Annotated in this window: 1 protein-coding gene; it reads right to left on the bottom strand. The window is 49.8% G+C overall.

Translation table 11 applies throughout. From position 1 onward, the window contains the following. Positions 1-65: 65 nt before the first annotated feature. Positions 66-845 carry a hypothetical protein gene (locus ACPF7Z_RS19360; RefSeq protein WP_425194872.1) on the bottom strand — a complete coding sequence of 260 codons (780 nt, stop codon included), beginning with the start codon at positions 843-845 and terminating at the stop codon, positions 66-68. Positions 846-1,723: the final 878 nt, after the last annotated feature.

Genomic DNA, 1,723 nt, shown 5'->3' with positions numbered 1-1,723 from the left:
GGCGGTGGGCATGGTACATTTTGTCATGGCGGCTGATGCGGTTGATTCTGGTGTAGGAGCTTGAATTATAACCGATTTTCAGCCGCTTTTTTCATGCCCGATGCAATATCCGGGCTAGAAATGGGGGGATTACCATTGGGCGGATGTATAAGCAATTGACAGAATTCGTCAGCAATGTTGCATCCACCATCTTCTTCCAGAAAAAGGAATTGGCCTGCAGGGTTTATCTCGAGAAACACCCATCTATTATCAGGTGTCTCTCGTAAATCGATACTGCCATAGGCCAGTCCAAGCCGGCTAAGTAATGACGTTAATTTTCTACGAACTATAGTAGGCAATTCGACAGGTTGCCATTCGATATCACCATCCAGCCTCCAATCGACAAAGGCTTCATCGGAGCGCTTTTCCACAGCGAATGCAAACAGCTTATGTGGCATCGCCATTACGCGAATATCCCGGTATAAGGGAATATATTCTTGGAAAATAGCTGGTGCAAAGCGTAAAGATTCTAAATCCTCGAGCATTGTGTCATGAAATTTTCGAGTTTCCACGACACGCCATGAAGGAGAATGAAAGGCTTTAAAAATGCAAGAAGGATATTTACCGATGAAGTCCTTGACCGCTTGGGGATCATTCGTCATCAGTGTAGCCGGTGTATCCAGCCCAATTTTGCGGGCCGTAATCAACTGATATGGTTTATGGTCTGCGGCACTTTGATTAATCGGATCATTAAGCAATGGAATTTCTGCGCTTAGTAATGCGCCTCTGATCAATCGGTCGCTTTCTAAGCGACAATAGTGCCTCTCTTTTTCCCCACTAATTTCTTCAGGGATTGATGCAACCATGGGACGCCGCCACCAGCAAGCCGTAAAGTCTGCCAACTCTATTGGCGGCTCCCCCAATAACGTCAAGAGTTGAGTGCCAAGGTGAGGATAAAGAGATAATTGCTGTGATGCAGGAATACCCGAAGTATTCCAATAAGTAACTTGGGCATTGAATCGACTCGTGAGTCTTTGACCAATAACCGCGGCATGAGCATCCTCGGGAAATGATAAAATCAATACACGAGGCGGCCGCGCTACCATTGAAAATTTAGTCCCTTACCGAACAGGTGACTCTCACCACAGTCATCTACTTCCTCGTCGTTTTGTGTATCCGTCACATAATCATTGCCCCAAGTATCACAGGTTGGAAATAACGTTCCCGTCGTTTGTTTACAAGAGGTTCCTATCAGAGTTTGTGTGGAGGTGGATACGCTACAATGCGTAGTATTCTGCGCGAGGTCGCCCGTGCCAGGGATACGCCCATAATCAGGCTGGCCGGGCCTTCCGCCCCATGGTGGTGGAAAAGGGTCGGGAAACGGCCTACCTGGCATCGGGCCCTCTCCGCCAGGCAAGGGCGTATAACCTATAGGGTCGATGCCGCGAGCTTGCGCTTGGGGGACTTCACCAACGTACAAGGTTTGTTCTGCCATGGAGGGCTGCTGCAAGACGAACGGGGAAGACTGCGAGGGCCGCCGGATAGGTAATTGTACCTTAGCACCAGGCTTAGGGACCTTGAAGTTTTCCAGCAAACCGACGACCCGGGACTGTTCATCACTGATGCCTGAATCCGTGATGCCGGCGTCGACACTTCCCCTATCACCGCCAGCGAGCATTTTCTGACCGCCGATTCCGTCTCACCCGCTGAACGCATACCGGGGAGGACCAACCATGGCGACGCT

Origin of the sequence: Halomonas sp. GXIMD04776, assembly GCF_049808615.1 — a bacterium.
Lineage (GTDB): Bacteria > Pseudomonadota > Gammaproteobacteria > Pseudomonadales > Halomonadaceae > Modicisalibacter.
Note: the sequence above shows the minus strand (reverse complement) of the source record. Positions and strands in the feature narration are given on the sequence as shown.

Bases quoted from the DNA above. Each gene is read 5' to 3' on its own strand.
- ACPF7Z_RS19360 (WP_425194872.1), bottom strand. From the start codon at position 845: ATGGTTGCATCAATCCCTGAAGAAATTAGTGGGGAAAAAGAGAGGCAC.